This is a genomic window from Deltaproteobacteria bacterium (genome assembly GCA_026129095.1).
GTDB lineage: Bacteria > JAGRBM01 > JAGRBM01 > JAGRBM01 > JAHCIT01 > JAHCIT01.
In genome coordinates, this window is record JAHCIT010000018.1 from 1 (window position 1) to 21,735 (window position 21,735).

Below are 21,735 nucleotides of genomic sequence, written 5' to 3' on the forward strand. Positions count from 1 at the left end.
TTCTGGGCCGAAAACGGCGGTCGTCTCATTTGGCGGAGAGGGTGGGATTCGAACCCACGGTAGGGGTTAACCTACACCAGATTTCGAGTCTGGCACCTTAAACCACTCGGACACCTCTCCGTTTCGGGGCGCAGCGCGCCCGCGGGACCGGTTCTATAGACACGGTCTGGCGGAAAGCCAAGTAATGCCGGAAACAGCCCGGCGGGCCCGGTCAGCGGTCCGCCAGCTCCTTTTTGTACCACCCGGCAGTGAGCTGAAGGCCGCGGGGGATATCCACCGTTGGCGCCCAGCCCAGCTCCCGGCGCGCCTTGGCCGGATCGATCACGCTCCGGAGCTGCTCTCCTGCCTTGGCGGGCCCATGCTTCAGCGGTCCCGTGTAGCCGGTATGCCGGGCCAGCTCACGCCAGAGGGTGACCACATCGGTCTCGGTGGCCGTGCCGATGTTGAAAATCCCGTCGGCTCCTTTCCGGAGAACCACGCTGTTTGCCTCGACCACATCGCTCACATAGACGTAATCCCGCGTCTGGAGGCCATCGCCGTTCACGACCGGCTCTCCACCCTGGAGCATCCGGGTAATGAAGATGGCGACAACACCCGCCTCTCCCAGGTGGTTCTGCCGGGGTCCATAGACATTGGCATACCGCAGGACCGTGGCGCGGAAACGGCGTTGGCGGTGGTAGTAGTGCAGGTACATTTCCGCCGTCACCTTGCCGATACCGTAGGGTGACTCCGGCCGCGTGGGGTGTGACTCCGGAGCCGGATAAATCTCCTGCTCGCCGTAACCCGCACCGCCGGAACTGGCGAAGATCACCCGTGCCACCCGGTGCCGGGCGCACAGCTCAAAGAGGTTGATACTGGCGAGAATGTTCTGCCGGGCATCGTCCACCGGATCGGCAACCGAGTGACGGACGTCGATCTGCGCCGCGTGATGGCTCACCACCTCCGGCCGGAAATCCCTGAAGACCGCCTCCACCTCCGGGAAGTCGCCCAGATCGGCCTCCTCGAAGCGGGCCCTGGCATTGAGGTTCTCTCTCCGCCCGGTAGAAAGGTTATCCAGCACCAGAATGTCGTGCCCTTCCTCCAGGTAGCGGTCCGCCACCTGTGAGCCGATGAATCCCGCGCCACCAGTTACCAGTATTCGCATGGGAACCCATGTAACCGGACCGGATGCGGGGGACAAACGCCCCCTTGCCTTCCTTGCCCCCCGCTGCCATGCCTCTGTCCGGAGGCATCAGGGAATCCCATGAAGACACTGAAGGACCGGGTGGCGGTGGTAACGGGAGCGGCGAGCGGCATCGGCCGGGCGTCGGCGCTGGAGTTCGCACGGGCGGGCATGGACCTCGCGCTGGCGGACCTGAACGAGACAGGACTGGAAACCGTGGCGGGCGAGATCCGTGCACTCGGCCGCCGGGCGATTTGCGTCCGTACGGACGTGACCCGCAAGGCGGATATCGAAAACCTCCTGAAAGGCACGCTGGCCAAACTGGGCGGTGTTCATGTGGTGATGAACAACGCGGGCATCACCGTGGTGGGCGGCGCCTGGGAATCCACCGACGAGGACTGGAAACGGGTCATCGATATCGACCTGTGGGGCGTGATCCACGGCTGCCGCGTGTTCGCCCCGGTGCTGGCGAAGCAGGGCGAGGGGCATATCGTGAACACGGCCTCGGGCGCGGGACTCATGGCGGTGCCGGGCATGGTCTCCTACACGACCGCCAAGTTCGGCGTGGTGGGGCTCTCGGAGGGCTTCCGGTGGGAACTTTCTCCGTATGGCGTGGGGGTCACGGTCGTGTGTCCCGGCGTCGTGAAAACCAGTATCGTGGCATCGGCCGAGTTCAGGGGCGGCCACCAGACCGGCAGGGAAGAGGCGCTCAAGATCATCGAGTCTGGTGTTGCGCCGGAGAAGCTGGCAAAAAAGATCGTGAAGGCGGTGAAGAACGACGATCCGGTCGTGCTGATCGGCCGCGAGGCCTATGCAATCGCCGCCCTGAAACGCCTCCCTTACGGCGTGGCCGACCGGTTCGGGAAGCTCATGGCCCGCGAAGTAAAGAAACGGGCAAAGTAACCGGCAAGGCGGACTTCATAGAACCCGGCCAACTTCTCATAAAGGAGCCGGAAGCTGGGATCCGCCCATGAGGTAGATATCCGCATGGTGCGCGGCGGTTCGCCCCTCGGCGAGCGCCCAGACAACAAGCGACTGGCCACGGGTCATGTCGCCAGCGACGAACACGCCGTCAACACTGGTCCGCTTGTTGGGCCCCGCCTTCACGTTGCCCCGCTGGTCCAGTTCCACGCCGAGGTCTTCGATCAGCTTGCTCTTCTCCGGGCCCAGGAAACCCAGCGCGAGGAACAGCATGTTGCACTTCACCTCGAATTCCGAACCCGGAATCTCCTCGAAGGTCATGCGGCCATCGGGGTGCTTGGTCCAGTTGAGGCGGATGCAGTGCAGCTTTTCGAGCTGGCCGTTCGAGCCGGACAGCGACTTCGTCTGGATGGCATAGTCCCGCTCGCCGCCTTCCATATGCGCCGACGACGTACGGTAGATGAGCGGCCAGAGCGGCCAGGGGTTGTCCGCCGCACGGGCGTCCGGCGGCCGCGGCATCAGCTCGAACTGCGTGATCGAGCGTGCCCCCTGCCGGATGGACGTTCCCAGGCAGTCGGCACCGGTATCGCCGCCGCCCAGTATCACCACGTCCTTGCCCTCGGCCGACGGGAACTGTTCCGGCGGGATCTTGTCGCCGGCAATCCGCTTGTTGGACGGGGTGAGGAAGTCCATCGCGAGGTAAACGCCATTCAGTTCGCGTCCGGGGACGTTGATATCACGCGCCTGGGTGGCGCCGCCGCACAGGACAATCGCGTCGAACTGCTTGCGGAGCTCCGCCGCGGTGATATCGACGCCAACATTGACTCCCGTGCGGAAGGTAACGCCTTCGGCTTCCATCTGCTTCATGCGCCGGTCGATCAGATGCTTTCGCATCTTGAAGTCGGGAATCCCGTACCGGAGCAGGCCGCCGATCCGGTCCGCCCGCTCGAACAGCGTAACGGCATGGCCCGCCCGGGCGAGCTGCTGGGCGCAGGCCAGTCCGGCGGGCCCCGATCCCACGACGGCGGCTTTCTTGCCGGTTTTCACCTTCGGCGGCTGCGGACGGATCCAGCCTTCACGCCAGGCATGGTCAATGATCGTCACTTCGATCTGCTTGATCGTCACGGGCGGCTGGTTGATGCCCAGCACGCAGGCGGCCTCGCAGGGCGCCGGACAGATGCGGCCTGTGAACTCGGGGAAATTGTTCGTGGCATGCAGCCGGTCGATGGCATCCTGCCAGCGGTTCCGGTACACCAGGTCGTTCCAGTCGGGGATGATGTTTCCCAGCGGGCACCCGTTGTGGCAGAAGGGAATGCCGCAGTCCATGCAGCGCGAGGCCTGCTTCTGGAGCGTCTCCTCCGGAAACGGCTGATAGCACTCCTCGTAGTCGTGGATTCGTTCCTCGACCGGACGGTAGGAGGGGAGCTCGCGCTCCGCAATCTTCAGGAATCCGCTTGGGTCACCCATTATCCCGCTCGTTTCAAACCGGTTTTCAGCCAGCCGCCGCACGCCGCTGCTCGACGACGCGCCGGTAATCATGCGGCATGACCTTGACGAACTTTCCGCGCAGGGAAGCCCAGTCGCGCAGAACCCGTGCAGCCACGTCGCTTCCGGTGTGCTTCTGGTGCTGTTCGACCAGTTTTTTCACGGAAGCCTCGTCCTCGCCCGACTCGAACCCGGAGAGGCCCACCATTTCCTGGTTGCAGCGGCTTCCAAATGTCCCTGCCTCATCCAGCACCCAGGCGACTCCGCCTGACATGCCGGCCGCAAAGTTCCGGCCGGTCGAGCCCAGCACGACCACTTCCCCGCGCGTCATGTATTCGCAGCCGTGGTCGCCCACACCCTCGATGACGGCACTGACGCCGGAGTTACGCACGCAGAAACGCTCGCCGGCCACGCCCCGGAAATAGGCCTCGCCACCCGTGGCGCCATAGAGGGCCACGTTGCCGATGATGATGTTTTCCTCCGGCCTGAAGGTCGAGCCCTTGGGCGGGTAGACGATGATCCGTCCGCCAGACAGCCCCTTGCCGCAGTAGTCATTGGCATCGCCTTCCAGTTCCAGGGTAACGCCTTTGGGCACAAACGCGCCGAAACTCTGGCCGGCTGATCCCGTAAACCGGAAGTGGATGGTGCCGTCGGGGAGCCCCTTGTCATCGTATTTCTTGGTCAGCTCATGACCGAGCCAGGTGCCGGTGGCCCGGTCCACGTTGCGGATCGGAAGCTCATGACGGACCTTCTCGCCCCGCAAAATCGCCGGCTGGGCCAGCTCGATCAGTTTGTTGTCGAGCACCTTGTCGAGGCCGTGATCCTGCTTCTCGACGTTGAAACAGGGCGTGCCCTTGGGCGCTTTCGGCTGTGCAAGAATCCGGGAGAGATCAATCCCGCGGGCCTTCCAGTGGTCAATGGCCCCCTTCATCCGGAGCACATCCGAATGCCCGATCATCTCCTTCAGCGTACGGAAACCGAGCCGGGCCATGTGCTGGCGGACCTCCTCGGCAATGAACTCGAAGAAGTTCACCACATAGTCGGCATTCCCGTTGAACCGCGCACGAAGCACCGGATCCTGCGTCGCCACGCCAACCGGGCAGGTGTTCAGGTGGCACACCCGCATCATGATGCAGCCGGAAACGACAAGCGGAGCGGTCGCAAAGCCGAACTCCTCTGCTCCGAGCAGCGCCGCGATCACGACGTCCCTGCCCGTCTTCATCGAGCCGTCCGCCTGCACGAATACCCGGCCGCGAAGGCCCTGCTCGACCAGCACCTGCTGGGTTTCCGCAAGGCCGAGTTCCCACGGGGCACCAGCATGCTTGATCGATGTCAGTGGAGAGGCACCCGTGCCGCCGTCATGGCCGGAAATCAGGATGTGATCGGCATGCGCCTTGGCAACGCCGGCCGCCACTGTGCCCACGCCCACTTCGGCGACAAGCTTCACGCTGACGCGGGCGGAAGGGTTGGAGTTCTTCAGGTCGAAGATAAGCTGAGCCAGATCCTCGATCGAATAGATATCGTGGTGCGGCGGCGGGCTGATGAGCCCCACACCGGGGGTGGAGCAGCGAACCCGTGCGATGACCTCATCAACCTTGTGGCCGGGGAGCTGGCCGCCCTCGCCGGGCTTGGCACCCTGGGCCATCTTGATCTGGAGTTCTTCCGCATTGGTGAGATAGTACGAACTGACGCCAAAGCGGCCCGATGCGACCTGCTTGATGGCGCTCCGCCGCCAGTCGCCATTCGGATCGCGCTTGAACCTTGCGGGATCCTCGCCGCCTTCGCCCGTGTTCGACTTGCCGCCGATCCGGTTCATGGCAATGGCCAGCGTCTCGTGGGCTTCCTTGCTGATCGAACCGAAGCTCATCGCTCCGGTGGCAAACCGTTTCATGATGTTCGCGGCCGGCTCGACCTCTTCGACCGGGACAGGCTTGCGGTCACTGGCGAACTCGAACAGGCCCCGGAGCGTGCAGAGATTACGTGCCTGTTCGTCCACGAACTTCGTATACTGCTGGAAGATGTCGAACCGTTTCTGGCGGGTTGAATGCTGCAGCCGCCAGACGGTTTCCGGATTGAACAGGTGGTATTCCCCGCCCCGGCGCCACTGGTATTCGCCGCCAAGGTCAAGGTCGGGCCGCGTACCGAGCCGGTCCGTAAAGGCACGGGCGTGCCGCCGCTCGGTTTCGCTGGCTATTTCCTTCAGTCCGGCACCGGAAATCCGGGTCGCCGTCCAGGTGAAATACTTGTCCACGAACTCCTTTGAAAGTCCGATCGCCTCGAATATCTGCGCGCCCCGGTAGCTCTGGATCGTCGAGATGCCCATCTTGGACATCACCTTCACGATCCCCTTCTGGACCGCCTTGATGTAGTTCTTCACCGCCTTGTGGTGGTCGATGTTCCTGAGCTCACCCGTGCGGATCATGTCATCGAGCGTCTCGAACGCCAGATACGGGTTGACCGCGCTCGCGCCGAAGCCCACCAGCAGGCAGAAGTGGTGGACTTCACGGGCTTCGCCCGTTTCGATCACCAGTCCGCAGCGGGTGCGCGTCTCTGCCCGGACCATGTGGTGATGGACGCCAGCGGTAGCCAGCAGTGCCGGAATCGGAACGAGATTTTCGTTCGCTCCACGGTCCGACAGGATGACGATGTTGTATCCGTCGGCAATGGCCTGCTCGGCGGCCGTGCACAGGTCGTCCAGCGCCTGATCGAGCCCCTTGCCGTCCGAACCCTTCGGGAACAGCATCGGCAGCGTCTTCGACCTGAACCCCTTTGAATCCAGGTGCTTGATCTGGGCCATCTGCTCGTTGTCGAGGATCGGTCCCTTGAGCCGGATCTGGTGGCAGCTTTCCGGTTCGGGGGCGAGCAGGTTCCGCTCGGCGCCGATATGCGTATAAACCGAGGTCACCAGTTCCTCGCGTATCGCATCCAGAGGCGGGTTCGTCACCTGCGCGAAGAGCTGCTTGAAGTAGTCGTACAGCATCCGCGGCCGGTTCGAGAGGACCGCCAGCGGCGTATCGGTACCCATGGAGCCGATTGCTTCCTCGCCCTTTTCGGCCATCGGCGCCAGCAGGATCTTGCGGTCTTCGTGCGTGTAGCCAAACAGGATATCGCGCTCGACGACGGTATCGTGATCGGGTTCCGGAACGCTGGGCGGCGGCGGAAGCTGGTCCAGCGTGTGAAGGTGCGTCTTCAGCCAGTCGCCATAGGGTTTCTGGCCGCTGATCTTTTCCTTGAGCTCCTCGTCGGCAACGATCCGCCCCTCGTTCATGTCCACCAGGAACATGCGGCCCGGCTGGAGACGGCCCTTGATACGCACGTTCGACGGCTCGACGTCGTAGACTCCGACCTCGGAAGCCATGATAACGAGATCATCCCCGGTGACATAGTAGCGCGAGGGCCGGAGACCGTTCCGGTCCAGCACGGCTCCGATCATGTGCCCATCGGTGAACGCAATCGACGCCGGACCGTCCCACGGCTCCATGAGGCAGGCGTGGTAGGCGTAGAAGTCCTTCTTGGAGGCGGACATGGAGGTGTGCTGTTCCCAGGCTTCCGGGATCAGCATCATCACCGCGTGCGGCAGCGAGTAACCGCACATCACCAGGAACTCGAGCACGTTGTCGAGACAGGCCGAGTCGCTACCACCCGCCTGGATCACCGGGAAAATATCCCGCATCTCCTGTTCGGTGTAATGGGCGCTCCGGCCCAGTGATTCACGGGCATGCATCCAGTTGATGTTGCCCCGGAGCGTGTTGATCTCGCCGTTATGGGCGAGCATCCGGAACGGGTGCGCCAGATCCCAGGACGGGAACGTGTTGGTGGAGAAACGGCTGTGAACCAGCGCAAGTGCCGTCACCATATCCGGGTCCAGAAGGTCCGGATAGTACTCATCCACCTGCTCGCTCGTGAGCATCCCCTTGTAGATGCATAGCCGCGCCGACAGGCTGGCGATGTAGAAATCCTTCTTGCCTTCAATTTCCGAAGCGGCGATGGCGTTCTCGATCCGGCGCCTGGCAAGATAAATCCGCCGCTCATAGGCAAGTTCGTCCGCAAGCCCTGCCGGACGGCTGACAAACACCTGTTCCATGACCGGTTCGGCCGCCTTGGCGGTCGGCCCGATAATCGAACCGTTCACCGGGATCTTCCGCCAGCCGAGAACCGCGAGGCCCGTCGCTTCGATCTTCTGGTTCACCAGCCGGCGGCAGGCCTCGGCTGATGCCCGGGGCATCGACACCATGCCGACAGCGTATTGTCCCGCCTCAGGGAGCCTGACCGGAGTTCCCTTGAGCACCTTGGCAAAAAACGCGTGAGGCACCTGGAGGAGTACGCCAGCCCCATCGCCGGTGTTTACTTCGCAACCGCAGGCGCCACGATGGGCGAGCCGCTTCAGGACCAGCAGCGCATCCTTCAGGATCGCATGCGACTTCTTTCCCTTGAGATGTGCAATAAAGCCGACGCCGCAGCCGTCGCTCTCAAACGCCTGGCTGTGAAGGCCCTCGCCCGCAAACTCGTTCGGGGAAAAGTTCCGCATGATCTTCCTGCACTACTCCTGCCGGCTCCCGGTGCTACATAAGCATCCGGGTCCGTATACTGTATACACCCCTGCAGGGGGCACTTTCGCTGCCGGTGCGCCTCGGGTGCCGCACCACAACTGCGCCGGAACCGTTTCGGAATCTTCCGGCCGGTCAGATAACGACGGCCGGACTCCCACCCGGATTCACAGTCTACCGCAATGACGCGCCGCGTGCCAAGACCGGTCAACTCCCCCAAGGGCAGCCCCAGATGCGGTTTCGCCCCCAGCCAAGGTGTCCTTATGGCGCGCCGACCGGTCAGGACCGGCAAACCTAGCCGAGCGGCGGGGAAGTTCAAGGGGGCGCCGGGATAATGGGGAAAAAGGGTACCGCAGCCAGAAAACAGCGGCCCGGTATTTACCGGCGGCTGCCATCCTTGAGTTGCTCCGCTGTCTTTCCAAACCGCCGCTCCCGCGAGGAGTAGCTACGGAACGCTTCCAGAAGGTGGCGTTTCCGGAAATCAGGCCAGAATATCTTTGAAAAATATATCTCCGCATAGGCGAGCTGCCAGAGAAGAAAGTTGGAAATACGCATCTCGCCGCTGGTGCGTATAAGAAGATCCGGGTCGGGCATATCCGCGGTATAAAGCTGGGCAGCGACCATTCGGTCATCAATTTCATCCGGCTGGATGACACCTGACTGCACTTTTCTGGCAATCACCTGTATGCCGCGCACCAGTTCCGCCCGCGATCCGTACGAAACCGCCAGCGTCAGTACCATGCCCTTGCACTGGGCCGTGGCGGCCATCACCGACTGTAGGTGGTCGCGGACTCCGCGAGGGAGCATTTCGATCTCGCCGATGGCGTTGAGACGTATCCCCTGTTCGATCAGCTCCCGTTCCTCGATCAGGAGATATTCGTCCAGCATGTGCATCAGGGCCGACACTTCGGGCCGCGGACGGTTCCAGTTTTCGGTCGAGAACGCGTACAGCGTGAGGTACCTGACGCCGAGCTGCGCGCACGACTGCACGGCAGCACGAACGGCTTTCACCCCTTCGCGGTGGCCGAGCACACGGGGCAGGCCCCGCGCCTGCGCCCAGCGTCCGTTACCATCCATGATGATGGCCACATGCCGCGGGATACGGATCTCTCCGGAAACCGCCGGCTTCTTTCGCTTGACTGCGCTCATCTGGAACCCGGTTCTTTCAGGGTCATCTTCCGCACAACTGCGGATAAAAAACAAAAGGAACCGTATTAACCGAGGATTTCGGTTTCCTTGTTCTTGAGCGCCAGATCGACCTTCTTTGTGGCGTCGTCAACAATTCCCTGCACCCGGCCTGCGGCCTTCTTGCTGTCGTCCTGCGAGATTTCCTTGTTTTTTTCCATCGCCTTGAGGGTGTCATTGGCCTTCTGCCGGGCGTGCCGGATGGAAACCTTGGCATTTTCAGTCATCTGCTTGGCCAGCTTCGACAGTTCCTTGCGCCGGTCCTGTGTCAGCTCCGGCAGGGTAATGCGGATCAGCTTGCCGTCATTGGTCGGGGTAATGCCGAGATCACTGGTAAGGATGCCCTTTTCGATAGCGGCCCCCTGCGACGGATCGAACGGGCTGATACCGATTGTCCGCGCATCCTGCACTGTCACTGTAGCCATCGACTTCAGCGGCATCTGCTGTCCGTAGGCCTCGATCTTGAGATTGTCCACCAGGGACGGATGTGCACGTCCCGTGCGGAGCCCGGCGAAGTCGCGCCCAAGGGCCTCGATCGCGTGGCTCACCGCGGAGTTGAGTTCGCTGAAAATCTTGTCCTGGCTCATGGCTTGTGTCCGCTCCCTAAGGCTGGATCAGGCTCGCGGGCGGCTATTCGACCCGTGAACCCACCTTTTCGCCCATGATCACTTTCCGGATGTTTCCGGACTTGTGCAGATCGAATACCACGATCGGAAGTTTGGTGTCCATTGCCATCGCAAAGGCCGTGGCGTCCATGACCTTGAGGTCACGCGTCAGCGCCTCGCGGTAGCCGATCGTGTCGAAACGGACCGCCTTGGGATTCTTGACCGGATCGGAATCGTAGATCCCGTCCACCTTCGTGGCCTTGAGGATCACCTCGGCCCCGATCTCGTTGGCCCGGAGCGCTGCGGTGGTGTCGGTCGTGAAATAGGGATTGCCCGTGCCCGCGGCGAAGATCACCACCCGGCCCTTCTCCAGATGCCGGATCGCCCGGCGGCGGATGTAGGGTTCGGCGACGGCCTCCATGCGGATGGCGGACAGCACACGGGTCGGCACTCCGGCACGCTCCAGCGAATCCTGGAGCGCGAGCGCGTTGATGACCGTCGCCATCATCCCCATGTAGTCGGCCGTGGAGCGGTCCATCCCCTTCGAACTGCCCGCCAGCCCCCGGAAGATATTTCCGCCGCCGATGACGATGGAGAGCGACACCTTCATTGCCACGATGTCGGCGATTTCCTGCGAGATGCGCTCCAGTGTGCCGGGGTCGATTCCGTACTGGCTGTCGCCCTGGAGGGCCTCGCCCGAGAGCTTGAGAAGAACCCGCTGGTATGCCGGTTTGGACATAGGGAGAATGCGGAATCCTGCGGTCCCGCGTGCTCGCCTTTGGACCACATCCGGAGGCCGGGTGTCAAGGGTATTGGAAACCGCAAGGGAAAGGCCCGCCTTAGGGGCGGGCCTTTCCTTCCTGACGGGCCGGTCCGGTCAGTTCTTCTGGCTGGCGGCGACCTGGGCGGCCACTTCCTCGGCCAGGTTGGATACCTTCTTTTCGAGCCCCTCGCCGAGCTGGAACCGGGAGAACCGCCGGATGACGATATTTTCCCCGATCTTGGCAACCTTCTCGGCCAGGATGTCCTTGATCTTCTTGTCCTTGCCGTAGACATCGGCCTTCACGTGGGCCTGCTCCAGCAGGACGACTTCGGTCAGGTGCTTGGCGACCTTGCCCTTGACGATCTCCTCCAGCACATTCGCCGGCTTCTTGGAGTTCTTGGGGTCTTCCTTGAGCTGGGCGATGAAGATCTCCTTCTGCTTGGCGATGTAGACGGGATCAATCTCCTCCTCGCGGACGCACATGGGGCTCATGGCGGCGATGTGCATCGCGAGATCGCGGCAGAACGTCTGGAACTCCTCGGTCTTGGCCACGAAGTCGGTTTCGCAGTTCACCTCGATCAGCACGCCGATCTTCCCGCCCATGTGGATATAGGAAGCCACGGCGCCCTCGCTGGCGGTACGTCCGGCCTTCTTCGCGGCGGCAGCAAGGCCCTTCTTCTTCAGGAGCTCGACCGCCTTTTCCATGTCGCCGCCGGCCTCGGTCAGCACGTTCTTGCAGTCGAGCATCCCGGCGCCGGTGCGCTCCCGCAGTTCCTTCACATCGCTAGCCTTGATCTCTGCCATGAATGGTTCCTTCCAGAATTACAGATGGTTTCAGGCGGCTGTGCGCCTGATACTTCGTTACGGAGTTGCCGCTGGCCGGCTGCCGCGTCAGGTGGTTGCCGGAGGTGTCTCGCCGGCCGCGGCTTCCTTCGCCAGCTTCTCGGCGGCCAGTTCCTCGTCCAGATCGGCCTTGTCATAGGACGAGTAGTGGGTAAGCCCCTCGGGCACCGGGGTGCCGAGATCATCGTCGGTGATCGATTCGTCGCCAGAGCGGCGGCGGTCATCGAACGCCTTGCGGCCCTCAAGGCACGCATCGGCGATCTTGGAGGCAAAGAGGGCGATCGCCCGGATGGCATCATCATTTCCCGGAATCACCTTCTCGATGGGATCCGGATCGCAGTTGCTGTCCACCACGGCGATCACCGGAATGCCGATGCGTGCCGCTTCCTTCACCGCGATGGCTTCCTTGTTCGTGTCGATGACGAACAGGGCCTTCGGCAGCCGGGTCATGTTGCGGATGCCGCCCAGGTTCTCGCGCAGCTTCTCCATTTCGCGTCCGAGCACGATGCCTTCCTTCTTGGTCAGCTTCGTGACGGTGCCGTCCTCGAACATCTTCTCGATCTCGTTCAGGCGGGAGATGGAGCTTGCGATCGTCTGGAAGTTCGTGAGCGTGCCGCCCAGCCACCGGTTGTTCACGTAGAACATCCCGGCGCGTTCGGATTCCTGCTTGACCACCTCGGCGGCCTGCTTCTTGGTGCCGACGAACAGGATCGTTCCGCCCCGCGAGGTCAGGTTGACGATGTAGTTGTAGGCGTCGTCGAACATCGCGACCGTCTGCTGGAGGTCGATGATATGGATGCCGTTCCGGGCGCCATAGATGTACTTGCGCATCTTCGGGTTCCACCGGCGCGTCTGGTGGCCAAAGTGGACGCCTGCCTCAAGAAGCTGCTTCATCTGGATTGCGGACATGGGATACGTACCCCTTTCAGTGGGCCGCCGGACTGGTGGCTTCCGTAAATATCCGGAAGCCCGCCGGCGTTTGGTTTGGGTTATGCCTCCGCTTCCTTTGCTGCCTGAACGATGGCTGTTCGCGGTTATCCCCCACCTTATTCGGTGGAAAACACCCGCCGCGGACAACCCGGCCGGAAATGCCTGAAAAGGGGCACTAGAGGGGTCCAGACGGCCGGAAACGTGTGTATTTGCCTGGCGTTGGATGCCCTTTGCACGAAAGGGAATCCGCCACCGGACGGCCCCCGCTTAACTGGCCCGTCCGGGGAAGGCAAGCGACGGGGCAGAAGGTGCCTACCGGATGCTCATCAGGGGCTGGCGAACGATCGCCGAAAGGCGGGCGGCGTCCTCGATGGTCATGAGCGAGCCGAACTCGACGGCGGTCCGGGTCGGGATGCTGTACATGAGGTACCGGGGCCTGGCGTCGGCCACCGTGACGGCGAAAATCCGCTTCCCGTCCGGGGCGAACTGGACCTGATAGGGCCGGATCCCGGTATGGAGCAGCAGGTTGGGCCTTGGCCCCACGGCCAGTTCCAGCGGCGCCCGCGTCTGGGCCGAGGCGATAAGCAGCGCTAGGGTGCCATCGGGAGCGATGTCGAACACCGGGCCGACCTTCTCCGCCAGTATGCTCTGCTCCGGCTCCCTTGGCGTCCGCTCGCCATCGAGCCTGTACATGACGAGCCGGTAGTCGGCGCGGCTACCTTCCTTCATGGGTTCAAGACCGTACAGGTTTCCTGCATGAATCCGGGGCTCGGTCAGGTTCCGGAATGAATAACTGCGCTGCTGGATCTCCGCGTCACCCGGCGCGGCCGTCAGGTCGAGTTTCCTCGTCTGGATGAGCAGCACACGCCCCTCGGTGAGCGAGACGACGATCCAGTCGCCGGTCCAGGCAACCCGGCGGATGCGCCGTTCGTTGTCCTGCGCGAGCAGCACGGTACTCCGCTTGCGGACATCGCTCACGAACAGGCCAGCGAGCCCGGCATTCACCGACGTATAGACGACCTGATCGCCGGACGGACTGAATGCCGCCACGACCGGATACTGGGCGGCGGTTTCCGCCGTCAGCTGGGCGATCGGGATTGGCGAGTCGGGGGACTTCCGTTCGTACACGACCAGTTGCTGCACCGAGGTGATCGGCACCGCCCGGACGACGGCGTAACGGTCCCCCGACGGCGACCAGACGGGGTTGAACGACAGCGAGGCCACCTGCCGGAGCGCCATCGCCTGCATGTCCAGCTCGGCCACGTAGACATCCGTGTCCTGGTAGAGCGTGAACAGCGGGCCCTGCGGAAACACCGCCTTTGCCTTTTCGGATGGCGAGCCGGAGCCGTCCAGCCTCGTGGTCTGCCTCGCACAGGCACCCGCAAGCAGAAGCCCCGCCACCACTGCCGCCATCCATGTCCGTTGATGCACTGGTTTCATATCTCCCCCATATAGACGACCGCCGGCCTCCAAGTGAACGAGAGGGATGTCTTGCTCAAGGTGAAAAGACGTCAATAATCTTCGACGCTTCCAGACGGTTCAGCCGGTCCAGACAGGAAACCCGCCAGCCGGCTGGCCAGTTCGCGGGTGCCAAGCGGTGAAAGGTGCACGTCATCCAGAAAGCTCCCGGCAGGGAACGGGGGAGTGTCCGTCCGCCAGACGGTCAGGTTCCGTGCCGCGAGCGCCGGCGCCAGAAGGTCATGCCCGCCCGCTTCCGCAAAGGCGCCGATCCAGCCGTTGCGGCCTTCCGCCCCCGGCTTCCAGGGGGCCAGCGCCACGGCAAGGCTGCCCGGAGCCGGCAGCGCCGCACGGAGTTTTTCCATCTCGCCGGCCACCCACTGCACGGCCTTTTCCGGACCGGTGATCCGGTGCTCCCAGCGGTGCTGCTCCGTCCCCGGAAGCAGCCGCACCCTCATTACATGCGCGTAGTGGCGCATCAGGACCGCAAACTCGCGGAGCCGCAGCGGGCTGTGACGCTCGCGGGTGTCGATCCAGAACGCGGGGGGCGGGAGCGGGTCGGACGCCTCGGTCACGTCGTTCACGGTGAGCACGATGGCCCAGCGCGGGACGGAAAGATCCTTCATTACCCGCTGGACCAGAAGCCGTGGCTCGCGGGCGCCGTATCCTGGCACCCCGGCATTGAGGACCGGGTACCCGGTGAGCCGGGCCAGTTCGGCCGGTACCGTCTGCTCCACGCGCAGGTTGAAACCGAACACGACCGAATCGCCCAGCAGTACGAGGCCGGGATTTTCCGGCAGGTCGCCCCGCAGGCCGAGGCGGTTCGTCTCGCCCCCGCCCATGAAACGGATCTCCGGCCGCATCCGGTAGAAACCGTCCGGTCCGGTCTCGTAGAGCGCCACCCCCTCGAAACCCATGAGGTGAAGCCCCGCCTCCATCGCCACCAGCCAGACGGCGAAGAACACGGCCACCGCCAGCATCAGGCGGGTGCGGCGGGCAGCTGGCGATGGAACCGGCGGTGAACTCTTTTCTTCAGCCATCGGGAGCCAACGATAGCAGGGATGGAAAGTCCCTGCCCGGTCCCTCACCGGTCGGTTCAGGCCTCCGTGCTATAATGGGCGGCGGACAGGGGACGGCACACCCCATCTGAACGGAAAACCGGCCCCGCCTCAAAGGGACTTAAATGTTCCGTAATTTGCTTCTATTTCAGGAAACTATGGTCTTGGGAAACCGGCCGCCGTCTTGGGTTGCACCCGGCTGGCGAACCGGGCTGCCGCCACGGCTCACCACGGCTCGCCACACCTCAACACGGGTCAGGACGGCAGAAGGTGATGGAGATCACGCAAAAATAGCAAGTAAAAACAGCTATTTATAGCCACCACGCTTCACCACGGCTCACCACGCCTCGATTGATGTGAGGTGTGGCCGCCAGCCGAGCCTGGCTCCTGGGAATGCCGGAAAAGGATTGTCAGAAGCAGAAATTAGTTCTGATTATGGAGATCAAGGGGCCGTGATATACTGGGCGCAAGGCAGTGGAACTCACGATGAATAATGGCGCGGCCGTGCTGGACACCGATCCCGGCTTCCAGCGACCTCACCCCGAAAACCGTACCGGTTTTCAAGTGGTAAGGTCACGTTCTGCATACCATGGCGGTCACCAGGTCGAGCGCGGCCAGCGCGAGGACCGTCAGGAGCCGTAGTTTTCCGCTGCGCCCCTACCGGCGCCAGCGGTTTCCGGACTGTCCGCCGGGGCGGCCGCCGCTGCGGGAACGGGAGCCTCCGCCGCCCCACGGACGCTGCGGCGGACGGGGCGGGCGCGAGTCGTCCAGACCCGTGCTGCGGGCTACCGGGGCGAGATCGAGACCCTCCGGGCGGTAGACGGCGATCGGCGCGCCGATCTTGCGCTCGATGGCGCGCACGGCACCCCGGTCCTCGGCGGTGACGAGCGTGAATGCCTTGCCACTCCGCTCCGAGCGGCCGGTGCGGCCGATCCGGTGCGTGTAGGCGTCCGGGGTGTTGGGGATGTCGTAGTTGATGACGTGCGAGACGCTGGCGATGTCGAGGCCGCGGGCGGCGATATCGGTCGCCACCATGATCCGCGTCCGGCGGGCGCGGAAGTCGCCCATCGTCCGGTCCCGCTGGGCCTGCGACATGTTCCCCTGCAGCGCGGCGGCGCGGTGCCCGGCCTTCTGCAGCGTATCGGCGAGCCGCTTCGCCCGGTGCTTGGTCCGGGTGAAGATGATGGCCGAATCGAACCCCTCGCCGGCCAAAAGGTGCTTGAGAAGGTCCAGCTTCTGCGACTCATGCACCGGGCAGATCGCGTGCTGGATCGTCTCCGCCGGGGTCGATCGGGAGAGCTCGGCCACGTGGGGGGTTTTCAGTATCTGGTTGGCAAGGCCGCGAATCTCGGGCGGCATTGTCGCCGAGAACAGCAGGTTCTGGCGCACCGGCGGCAGGGCCGAGATGACCCGCTTCAGGTCCGGCAGGAACCCCATGTCGAACATGTGGTCGGCCTCGTCGAGCACCAGCGTCTCGATACTGTCGAGCCGGACGGCACGCTCGCCCATCAGGTCGAGCAGGCGGCCGGGACAGGCGACGATGATGTCGGGACGGCGGCGGAGCGCTTCCACCTGGCGGTGAAACGACACGCCGCCGTAGACGACGGCCGTCTTGACGGGCGTGAACTTCGCCAGCAGCCGGATTTCGGTATCAATCTGGTTGGCAAGCTCCCGCGTGGGGGCGAGCACCAGCGCACGGGGGCCGGGCTTCCGGGTGGCGAGCAGACGTTCAAGGATCGGCAGGGCAAAGGCGGCGGTCTTGCCGGTGCCCGTCTGGGCGAGGCCCAGCACGTCACGGCCCTCAAGCGCCGCCGGAATGGTTTCGGCCTGGATGGGCCGGGGGACGGTGAAGCCCGCGCCCGCCACGCCCTTGTGAACGGCCGGGCTCAGGGCGAAACCGGCAAAGCCGGAATCCCCGGCGGCGGCCTCTCCCGGGATGCCGGGAACGCCCGGCTGAACCGGCGGCCTTGCCGGATGATTCGTGGACATGCCCGCCTGGGGCGGAACTGGCGGACGCTGGTTCGGATGGTGAGGATTCGCACGGTGTTGTGAGGACTGCATGGAAATGTATGGTTCCTTGGCCAGCAAACTGGATCCCGTCCGGAGCGGTCCAACACGGGCCGCCCGGCGATATGGCATCCGGCAGAAGGCTGGGAACGCCGCCAGGATGTCGGGGAGTCAGCAGACAGGGTTAGTGGCCAGTGACAGGAGAATGCGCAGATGCGCGAATCCGGATTCAGCTCTTGGGATGCTGAATACCCCGGCTCCCCGAGGGGCCAGGCGCGGACCCTATAGGTGAACTGGCGGGAGAATACAAACCGGAGGGAAAACTGGCGGTAGCTGGTTTGCGGGAAATCCTGTCAGGAATGGCTTCAAGGCATGCTTTTCAGTGTTCCGCTGGCACCCACTCCACCAGACCCGCTGCCGACAGCACGCGCACCTCGGCGAGCAGGACCTGTTCCAGCGTATCCAGGTGCTCCAGCCGGAGATCGGTCTCGGTACGGAAGGCATCGAGCAGTTCCAGCAGCCCTGCAGCACCTTCCCGGTAGGAGGCCTCCGCCATTTTCCGCAGTTCGGGCAGGCCGTCCAGTATCCGCCGGTCGAACCCCTCAAGCTGGTGGAGCCGCTGCCTGAGGGCGCCGATCTCCGCGGCCAGCCTGCCCTGCAGTTTCAGCATCGTGGCCTGGCTTTCCAGTTCGGCCGTCACGCGTCCGGCTCCGGCGATCCCCACAGTTCCCTGTCCACGGTCGAACAGCGGTATTTCGAGGCCGATGCCACCGAACGGCGCCACGCTGTGCTGGTTTGTCGTCACCTGCACACCGCCGACAAGCGTTGCCTGCGGCCACCGTTCCCTCCGGGCCAGTTCCACCCCTGCCTCTGCCACGCGAAGCTCCGCTTCGGCGGCCTGGAGCCGGGGATGCGCCACGACGATATCCTTCCACAGCTGGTCAAAATCGGACGGGACAGCCAGCGGCCGGAGCTTTCCCCGTGCCTCCGGTTTCCATCCGGGGCGGCCAAGTGCCGCTCCAAGCTGGGCCGACTGCCGCTCCGCCTCGATCCGGGCCGACTCCATGCGGTGGGTGAAAGCGGCAAGCTCCATTCGTATCTTGAACACCTCGAACTGGCTTTTCAGGCCGAGCCGGCCCCGGCCCTCCACGACGGACTGTACTTTCAGCAGGTCTTCACGGGCAGCCCCGGCAACACGTTCCCGCTCCCGGGCAATGAAGGCATGGATGAACAGTTCCCTGGCATCTGCCAGCAGTTCGGCCTCAACGATGTCCGCCTGCCGGCCAACTGCTGCGATCTGGTGCTCGGCCATCCGTATGCGCGCCCCGCGCTGGCCGAAAAGGAACACCGGCTGCTCGACAGACACCAGATGCTCCCTGCCGTCGATGGTGTTCGCGCCCCTGGCGATCCCCATCAGCGAGTAGGATGCCACCGGATTCGGAATCAGTCCGGCCTGGACCCTTGCCGATTCGGCCACCTTGACGTGGGACCGGGCTGCCTTGAGGTCCGGGTGATGGCTACGCACCTGCCCAAGCAGGCCATCAAACCGGATGAGGTCGCCTGCTCCGTCGGCATCCGCAGAATCCGCTTTCATGCCAGCAGCCGCTACCGGAACCATCATCAGCAGCGCCATCGCGGCGAGGAATCCCGATACTCTTTCATGCCTCATCATCGGCCTCCAGCGGAGCAAGCTCCTTCGATGTCACGAATGAATAGATCACCGGAAGAAGATAAATGGAGACAAGGAAGGTCGTGACCATTCCGAAAACGATCACCGTGGCGAACGGCCGCTGGGTTTCGCTTCCCATGCTGGTGGAAACGACCATCGGCGTCAGCCCCATCGCCGCGAGCAGGGATGCCATCAGGACGGGACGGAGCCGGTCGGCGGCCCCCTGGATCATGGCAGGGACGAGGGCCTCCCCCGACCGGCGGCGGGCCTCGATGGCGCTCAGGATGAGGAGGCCCATCAGGCAGACCTGGCCGAGAAGCGTGATAAAGCCGATCACGGCGCTGACGGAAAGGTCCACCCCGACCATCAGAAGGCCAAACAGGCCGCCCGTCATTCCAAAGGGAGCCAGCAGCAGGATTGCGAGGACACTCCGGCCCGACTTGAGGGCCATGTAGAGCAGCGTAATGACAATGATGAGCGCAACCGGGACTATCACTTTCAGGCGTGTCATGGCGCGCTGCTGGTTCTCGAACTCCCCGCCCCAGGCCAGGTACATGCCTTCCGGCACTTCCACCCCGTTCCGGACCTCGGCCATCGCATCCTGAATGACCGAGCCCATGTCCCGTCCCTCGATATTGAACTTCAGGGCCAGGTATCTCTGGTTTGCCTCGCGGGCGATGGCTGCCCGGCCGTCGGCGATGGAGATATCCGCCAGTTCCCTGAGCTGGATGACCGTATCCCTCGGAGTCTCAACATAAATCTCGCCGATCCGGCCCGTATCGGCCCGTGCCTCCCAGGGCATCCGCACCCGTACGGGCACCATCCGTTCTCCTTCGCGGAAATCCGTCACCACCCGGCCGGCGAGCGCCGTCTCCAGCGTTTCCAGAACGGTACTGACTGGCATCCCCTCCCTGGCCAGGCGATCGCGTTTCAGCTGGATCTGGAGCTGCGGAACCCGGGAATCCCGGTACAGACCGAGATCCACGATGCCATCCACTGGCCGAAGCACGTCAACGGCCTGCAGCAGAAGGGCGCGCATTTCCTCCAGATCCGTGCCAAAAACCTTGAGGACAACCTTGCCCCGCACCCCCGCCACGGCTTCTTCCACGCTGTCCTTGATCGGCTGGGAAAAGTTGAACTGGACTCCCGGTATCTCCTGAAGCGACTGCCTCGCCTCCTCCACCAGACGATCCTTCGTCAACCCCTTGCGCCATTCGTTTCGGGGTTTCAGACGGGCGAACACCTTGGCCATGTTAACCCCCTCGTTGTCGGTTCCGTCTTCAGGACGCCCCAGCTCCGATGCCGTGGATATGACCTCGGGGAGCTTCAGGAACCGGAGCCGTACATCGCGGGTTATGCCGATTGCCCTTTCCAGCGAAATGCTGGCCGGCATCTCGACAAACACGTACAGATCGCCCTCGTCCAGTTCCGGCAGAAACTCCGTGCCTATGACCGACCCGGCAAGCCCGGCCGCCAGCAACAGCGCCAGTCCGGCTCCCATCGCCTGACGGCGGCGGCCGAGCAGCCATCCCAGGTGCCGGACGTACGCCTCCTTGAACTTCTCCAGGAACCGCGGCTCCCGTATATCGGCGTCGGACGGCCGCATGAACAGGGCGCACAGGGCGGGAATGATCGTCAGGGCGAACACCAGGGCACCCAGCAGCGCGAAACTGTAGGTAAGTGCCAGCGGGCGGAATATCCGCCCCTCGACACTCTGGAGTGTGAAAACAGGAAGCAGCGAGGCCAGGATGATGGACATCGCGTAAAAGGTCGGCCGAGCCACATCCACAGCAGCCGACATCACCATGCGGATGATTTCCTTGCGGCTCTGCGGCCGCCGGTGCCGGATCTCGTGGAAGACGTTTTCCACCAGCACGACCGCGCCATCGACGAGAATCCCGAAATCAATGGCACCCATGGAAATCAGGTTTGCCGGGAGCCCGAGCCGGAACAGTCCGATGAAAGCCGTCAGCAGCGAGAGTGGAATCACCGTGGCCACGATGAGCGACCCCCGCAGGCTCCGGAGCAGGAGCCAGACCACACCGACAATCAGCAGGAAACCGTGCAGCAGGTTGTTGTGGACTGTCGAAAGGGTGAGGCCTGTCAGCCGGCTCCGGTCGTAAAGAATCTCGAGCTTCATGCCGGACGGAAGAACCCGGCTGTTCAGTTCCTCAACTTTCTCATGGATCCGTTCAATGACAGTATTGGGATTCTGGCCGCGGCGGAGCAAAATGATCCCCTGAACGATCTCATCCTCTTCATCCATGCCAACACTGCCGCGCCGCGGAGTATGGGACTGGACAACCCGCGCCACGTCTCCAACCGTGATGGGTGATCCATCGGGGCTCCGGAGCACGACGTTACGCAGGTCCTCGACACTCGTGAGATAGCCAATCCCGCGAATGACCAGATCCTGATCTCCCTGCCGGAGAATCCCGCCTCCGACGTTCAGGTTCGACCGGCGGATCGATTCCGACACATCCTCGATGGTGATGTCGTATGCCATCAGCCGGTCCGGATCGACTTCGACATGCAGTTCCTTGCTGAAACCTCCGAAGCCGATTACATCCGCGACGCCGTCCACCTGACGGAACACGCGGGAAACCGTCCAGTCCTGTTCGGAACGGAGGTCGTAAAGCGTGTGGCGCGGACTGGTGAGCCGGTAGTAGAAGATCTTTCCAAGCGGCGTATAGTCAGGCGCCAGCTCTGCCGATACGCCTTCCGGCAGCCTGATCCCTGCGATGCGCTCCTGAACCAGCATCCGCGCCTTGAAACTGTCGGCATCGTCCTGGAATACGAGCCAGATGAGCGATAGGCCAAACAGGCTCTCGCTCCGCATGACTGTCATGCCGGGCGTGCCATTCAGTTCCTTTTCCAGCGGGATAGTAACCTGCCGCTCGACTTCCTCAGGTGCCAGCCCCGGTGCCTGTGCGATCACATTCACCTGGACATTGGTCACATCCGGATATGCCTCGATGGGTGTCTGGAAATATGCTGCGACGCCGTAACCGGCAACCAGCAGCGTCGCTCCCACCGTGGCGAGACGGCGGCGGACGCACCATGAAATGATGGCGTGGAGCATTCCGTATCCCTATGTTGTTC

14 protein-coding genes and 1 tRNA gene are annotated in these 21,735 nt (G+C 63.4%); 1 reads left to right on the top strand and 14 read right to left on the bottom strand.

Going from position 1 to position 21,735, the window contains the following annotated elements:
• Window positions 1-30: 30 nt before the first annotated feature.
• Window positions 31-120: transfer RNA gene (locus KIT79_15695), tRNA-Ser, on the bottom strand.
• Window positions 121-211: 91 nt separating this feature from the next.
• The gene (locus KIT79_15700) at window positions 212-1,144 is read right to left on the bottom strand and encodes an NAD-dependent epimerase/dehydratase family protein (GenBank protein MCW5830750.1); all 933 of its coding nucleotides are present in this window, start codon (window positions 1,142-1,144) and stop codon (window positions 212-214) included.
• 99 nt (window positions 1,145-1,243) lie between these two features.
• Between KIT79_15700 and KIT79_15705 the strand changes: the two genes are divergently transcribed.
• On the top strand, window positions 1,244-2,065 hold the full coding sequence (locus KIT79_15705) for an SDR family NAD(P)-dependent oxidoreductase (GenBank protein ID MCW5830751.1): 822 nt from the start codon (window positions 1,244-1,246) through the stop codon (window positions 2,063-2,065).
• Window positions 2,066-2,101: 36 nt separating this feature from the next.
• On the opposite strand, the gene KIT79_15710 is transcribed toward KIT79_15705, so the two are convergent.
• From KIT79_15710 to KIT79_15765, 12 genes are all read right to left on the bottom strand, one after another.
• A complete protein-coding gene (locus tag KIT79_15710) occupies window positions 2,102-3,550 on the bottom strand; it encodes a glutamate synthase subunit beta (GenBank protein ID MCW5830752.1) in 1,449 nt (482 codons plus the stop codon).
• A 25-nt stretch (window positions 3,551-3,575) separates the two neighbouring features.
• Window positions 3,576-8,096 (bottom strand): glutamate synthase large subunit, encoded by a 4,521-nt coding sequence (gene gltB, locus KIT79_15715; GenBank protein ID MCW5830753.1) that lies wholly within the window; start codon window positions 8,094-8,096, stop codon window positions 3,576-3,578.
• A gap of 397 nt (window positions 8,097-8,493) precedes the next feature.
• A complete protein-coding gene (locus KIT79_15720) occupies window positions 8,494-9,264 on the bottom strand; it encodes an isoprenyl transferase (GenBank protein ID MCW5830754.1) in 771 nt (256 codons plus the stop codon).
• A 65-nt stretch (window positions 9,265-9,329) separates the two neighbouring features.
• Window positions 9,330-9,887, bottom strand: coding sequence for a ribosome recycling factor (frr, locus tag KIT79_15725; GenBank protein MCW5830755.1), 558 nt, complete (start codon window positions 9,885-9,887; stop codon window positions 9,330-9,332).
• 43 nt (window positions 9,888-9,930) lie between these two features.
• Window positions 9,931-10,644, bottom strand: a complete 714-nt coding sequence (gene pyrH / locus KIT79_15730) for a UMP kinase (protein ID MCW5830756.1) — start codon at window positions 10,642-10,644, stop codon at window positions 9,931-9,933.
• A gap of 138 nt (window positions 10,645-10,782) precedes the next feature.
• A complete protein-coding gene (tsf, locus tag KIT79_15735; GenBank protein ID MCW5830757.1) occupies window positions 10,783-11,472 on the bottom strand; it encodes a translation elongation factor Ts in 690 nt (229 codons plus the stop codon).
• Window positions 11,473-11,559: 87 nt separating this feature from the next.
• Entirely contained in the window at window positions 11,560-12,420 is an 861-nt protein-coding gene (gene rpsB, locus KIT79_15740; GenBank protein ID MCW5830758.1) for a 30S ribosomal protein S2, read from the bottom strand.
• Between the two features lie 333 nt (window positions 12,421-12,753).
• Window positions 12,754-13,881: a hypothetical protein gene (locus KIT79_15745; protein ID MCW5830759.1), complete on the bottom strand. Its 1,128-nt coding sequence runs from the start codon at window positions 13,879-13,881 to the stop codon at window positions 12,754-12,756.
• A gap of 71 nt (window positions 13,882-13,952) precedes the next feature.
• A complete protein-coding gene (locus tag KIT79_15750; GenBank protein ID MCW5830760.1) occupies window positions 13,953-14,987 on the bottom strand; it encodes a hypothetical protein in 1,035 nt (344 codons plus the stop codon).
• Window positions 14,988-15,614: 627 nt separating this feature from the next.
• The gene (locus tag KIT79_15755; protein MCW5830761.1) at window positions 15,615-17,018 is read right to left on the bottom strand and encodes a DEAD/DEAH box helicase; all 1,404 of its coding nucleotides are present in this window, start codon (window positions 17,016-17,018) and stop codon (window positions 15,615-15,617) included.
• 325 nt (window positions 17,019-17,343) lie between these two features.
• Window positions 17,344-18,633 carry a TolC family protein gene (locus KIT79_15760; protein ID MCW5830762.1) on the bottom strand — a complete coding sequence of 430 codons (1,290 nt, stop codon included), beginning with the start codon at window positions 18,631-18,633 and terminating at the stop codon, window positions 17,344-17,346.
• On the bottom strand, window positions 18,623-21,715 hold the full coding sequence (locus tag KIT79_15765; protein ID MCW5830763.1) for an efflux RND transporter permease subunit: 3,093 nt from the start codon (window positions 21,713-21,715) through the stop codon (window positions 18,623-18,625). Before KIT79_15765 ends, KIT79_15760 begins: the two co-directional genes overlap by 11 nt.
• Between the last annotated feature and the right edge of the window lie 20 nt (window positions 21,716-21,735).

Excerpts from the sequence above, each read along its gene's own strand:
- KIT79_15765 (MCW5830763.1), bottom strand. The coding sequence starts at position 21,715 with ATGCTCCACGCCATCATTTCATGGTGCGTCCGCCGCCGTCTCGCCACG.
- KIT79_15720 (MCW5830754.1), bottom strand. The coding sequence starts at position 9,264 with ATGAGCGCAGTCAAGCGAAAGAAGCCGGCGGTTTCCGGAGAGATCCGT.
- tsf (MCW5830757.1), bottom strand. The coding sequence starts at position 11,472 with ATGGCAGAGATCAAGGCTAGCGATGTGAAGGAACTGCGGGAGCGCACC.
- KIT79_15700 (MCW5830750.1), bottom strand. The coding sequence starts at position 1,144 with ATGCGAATACTGGTAACTGGTGGCGCGGGATTCATCGGCTCACAGGTG.
- KIT79_15705 (MCW5830751.1), top strand. The coding sequence starts at position 1,244 with ATGAAGACACTGAAGGACCGGGTGGCGGTGGTAACGGGAGCGGCGAGC.
- frr (MCW5830755.1), bottom strand. The coding sequence starts at position 9,887 with ATGAGCCAGGACAAGATTTTCAGCGAACTCAACTCCGCGGTGAGCCAC.
- KIT79_15710 (MCW5830752.1), bottom strand. The coding sequence starts at position 3,550 with ATGGGTGACCCAAGCGGATTCCTGAAGATTGCGGAGCGCGAGCTCCCC.
- KIT79_15760 (MCW5830762.1), bottom strand. The coding sequence starts at position 18,633 with ATGAGGCATGAAAGAGTATCGGGATTCCTCGCCGCGATGGCGCTGCTG.
- KIT79_15745 (MCW5830759.1), bottom strand. The coding sequence starts at position 13,881 with ATGAAACCAGTGCATCAACGGACATGGATGGCGGCAGTGGTGGCGGGG.
- gltB (MCW5830753.1), bottom strand. The coding sequence starts at position 8,096 with ATGCGGAACTTTTCCCCGAACGAGTTTGCGGGCGAGGGCCTTCACAGC.
- pyrH (MCW5830756.1), bottom strand. The coding sequence starts at position 10,644 with ATGTCCAAACCGGCATACCAGCGGGTTCTTCTCAAGCTCTCGGGCGAG.
- KIT79_15755 (MCW5830761.1), bottom strand. The coding sequence starts at position 17,018 with ATGCAGTCCTCACAACACCGTGCGAATCCTCACCATCCGAACCAGCGT.
- rpsB (MCW5830758.1), bottom strand. The coding sequence starts at position 12,420 with ATGTCCGCAATCCAGATGAAGCAGCTTCTTGAGGCAGGCGTCCACTTT.